The 3002-nt window shown below is 63.7% G+C and carries 3 protein-coding genes and 1 pseudogene; all 4 read left to right on the plus strand.

Annotation, left to right across the window (positions count from 1 at the left end; genetic code table 11):
* On the plus strand, positions 1-503 hold a 503-nt coding region (locus A5652_RS11550), incomplete at its 5' end, for a carboxymuconolactone decarboxylase family protein (protein WP_197513922.1).
* A 14-nt stretch (positions 504-517) separates the two neighbouring features.
* Positions 518-1795: an aromatic ring-hydroxylating dioxygenase subunit alpha gene (locus A5652_RS11555; RefSeq protein WP_067350790.1), complete on the plus strand. Its 1278-nt coding sequence runs from the start codon at positions 518-520 to the stop codon at positions 1793-1795.
* On the plus strand, positions 1779-2102 hold the full coding sequence (locus A5652_RS11560) for a hypothetical protein (protein ID WP_067350793.1): 324 nt from the start codon (positions 1779-1781) through the stop codon (positions 2100-2102). Before A5652_RS11555 ends, A5652_RS11560 begins: the two co-directional genes overlap by 17 nt.
* 3 nt (positions 2103-2105) lie before the next feature.
* Positions 2106-2933 (plus strand): annotated as a pseudogene (locus A5652_RS11565) (amidohydrolase family protein); the annotation flags it as partial.
* Positions 2934-3002 lie beyond the last annotated feature (69 nt).

Raw genomic sequence — 3002 nt, forward strand, 5'->3', positions numbered from 1 at the left:
AGCAGGCACTTTCGGCGATGCGCGGAGCGGACACCAACAACGCGCTTTCCACGCTGGCTCACCACCCGGCGCTCGCCAAGGCGTTTCTTCGATTCAATGTCCACCTGTTGACGTCATCCACGCTGCCCGCTCGCATCCGCGAACTGGCCATCCTGCGGGTGGCCCACCGTCGCCGGTGCGCCTACGAGTGGTCCCACCACGTCAGGATGGCCAAGGACGAAGGGATCACCGACGACCAGATCACGGCGGTGCAGCAATTCGGCAATGGTAGCGCCGCGGACTTCGACGCGTTCGATAAGGCCGTGATCATCGGCGTCGATGAACTCGATGAGAAGTCGGAGTTGTCCGACCAGACTTGGGCGGCACTGGGCGAGCGCCTCAACGACCAGCAACGCATGGATTACGTATTCACGGTCGGCTGCTATGCGCTGCTGGCCATGGCCTTCAACACTTTTGGCATCCAGCTCGAACACGCCACCACGGCCGCTAACAACGTCGAATAAGAGGAGCAAGAACGTTGCCGCACTTCCCCAAGCCAGCCGCCGGCAGTTGGACAGAAAACTACCCCGACCTCGGCACGGCGCCGGTTGACTACACCGACTCGATCGATCCGGCGTTCTTTGAGGCCGAGCGCGACGCCGTCTTCAGAAAGACGTGGCTGAACGTCGGCCGTGTCGAGCGCCTCCCCCGCACGGGCAGCTACTTCACCAGGGAACTGCCGTCGGCCGGCAAAGGCACCTCGGTGATCATCACCAAGACCAAGGACGGGTCGGTCAAGGCGTACCACAACGTCTGCCGCCACCGTGGAAACAAGCTGGTGTGGAACGACTTTCCCAACGAGGAGACCTCCGGCACCTGCCGGCAGTTCACCTGCAAGTACCACGCCTGGCGCTACAACCTCGACGGTGACCTGACTTTCGTCCAACAGGAAGAGGAGTTCTTCAACCTCGACAAGAGCAACTTCGGCCTGGCACCCGTCCGGTGCGAGGTGTGGGAGGGCTTCATCTTCATCAACTTCGATGACAACGCGGCGCCGCTCATCGACTACCTCGGGCCGCTGGCCAAGAGCATCGAGGGCTACCCCTTCGGCGAGATGACGGAGACCTACTCCTATCGGGCCGAGGTCGGCAGCAACTGGAAGTTGTTCATCGACGCGTTCGTCGAGTTCTACCACGCCCCGATCCTGCACCAGGGGCAGTACACCAAGGAAGAAGCCGCCAAGATCCAGAAGGTCGGCTACGAGGCGCTGCACTACGAGTTGGCCGGACCGCACAACCTGCAGTCGACGTGGGGCGGTCAGGCACCGCCCCCGGACATGTCGATGGTCAAGCCGATGGACCAGGTGTTGCGCAGCGGGTTGTTCGGTCCGTGGGACAAACCGGAGATCATCGAAAAGCTGGAGCTGCCACCGGGTGTCAACGTGAAGAGGGTGCCGCAGTGGGGCATCGACTCGTGGCTCTTCTACCCGAACTTCATGCTGCTGATCTGGGAGCCGGGCTGGTTCCTGACCTATCACTACTGGCCTACCGCTGTGGACAAGCACATCTTCGAGTCCACGTTGTATTTCGTTCCGCCGCGCAATGCGCGGGAACGGTTGGCCCAGGAGTTGGCCGCGGTGACCTTCAAGGAGTACGCGCTGCAGGACGCCAACACGCTGGAAGCGACCCAGACGATGATCGGCACCCGCGCCGTCAAGGAGTTCCTGCTCTGCGACCAGGAAGTGTTGATCCGTCATCTGCACAAGACGACCGCTGACTACGTGAAGGAGCACCAACGCAATGGCGTTACCGTCTGAATTCGCGGCCCTGGAGCCCTATTTGGATTGGGACCTGGCCACCGAGCCCGAGCGCTACGCCAAGCGGCTGGCCTCGACGATGCCTCAGCTGCAGGAGTTCTACGACGCCGCGTTCCCGTTGCTGAACGACGTCATCGAGTACGTCGACAAGTTCCCGCTCGACGACCTGCCCGACGACGCAAAGACATTGATGCACATGATGCAATCACTGGTCATGGTGTCATTCCCCATCGAGGCGTGGAAACAACCGCGCGTTCCCGACAGCGGCGCGGCGTGGGTTGAAGTGATCCGGGAACCGGTGATCTAGGCGGTGCTGACCCTCAAGGCCGCAGGGCTGCTCGATGTCGACGCCGGTGAGATCGTTCGACCCGGCACCCTGACGATCGATGACGATCGGATCGTCGGTGTCAGGGATTCGGGCCCTGGGGGCGCGGATGCCACCGTCATCGATCTCGGTGACCAGATCCTGTTGCCGGGCCTGATGGACATGGAGGTCAACCTCCTGATGGGCGGACGCGGCGAGACGCCCGGGCTGTCCCAGGTGCAGGACGACCCGCCCACGCGGGTGCTGCGCGCGGTCGGTAACGCCCGACGCACGCTGCGCGCCGGTTTCACCACGGTGCGCAACCTCGGCTTGTTCGTGAAGACCGGCGGTTACCTCCTCGACGTCGCCCTGGGTAAGGCCATCGACGCGGGCTGGATCGAGGGGCCCCGAATCGTCCCGGCGGGCCACGCCATCACGCCGACCGGCGGGCACCTGGACCCGACGATGTTCGCGGCCTTCATGCCGGGCGCACTCGAGCTCACGGTCGAAGAGGGCATCGCCAACGGGATCGACGAGATCCGCAAGGCGGTGCGCTACCAGATCAAGCACGGCGCCGAATTGATCAAGGTGTGCGTTTCCGGCGGCGTCATGTCGTTGACCGGTGAGGCCGGGGCGCAACACTATTCGGACGAGGAACTGCGCGCGATCGTCGACGAGGCGCACCGGCGCGGGCTGCGCGTCGCCGCGCACACCCACGGGGCGGAAGCGGTCAAGCACGCGGTCGCGTGCGGCATCGACTGCATCGAACACGGCTTCCTGATGGACGACGAGGCCATCCAGATGCTGGTCGACAACGACCGGTTCCTGGTGACCGCGTAGCGCCCGAGCAGCTGCTGAATCTCGACGAGATCGTCAGTTCGGGTTGGGCCGCTCTTAGGCCGG

It is taken from the genome of Mycobacterium sp. 1165178.9 (genome assembly GCF_001673555.1).
GTDB lineage: Bacteria > Actinomycetota > Actinomycetes > Mycobacteriales > Mycobacteriaceae > Mycobacterium.

Coding starts and splice junctions, on each gene's coding strand:
- A5652_RS11560 (WP_067350793.1), top strand. CDS start 1,779: ATGGCGTTACCGTCTGAATTCGCGGCCCTGGAGCCCTATTTGGATTGG.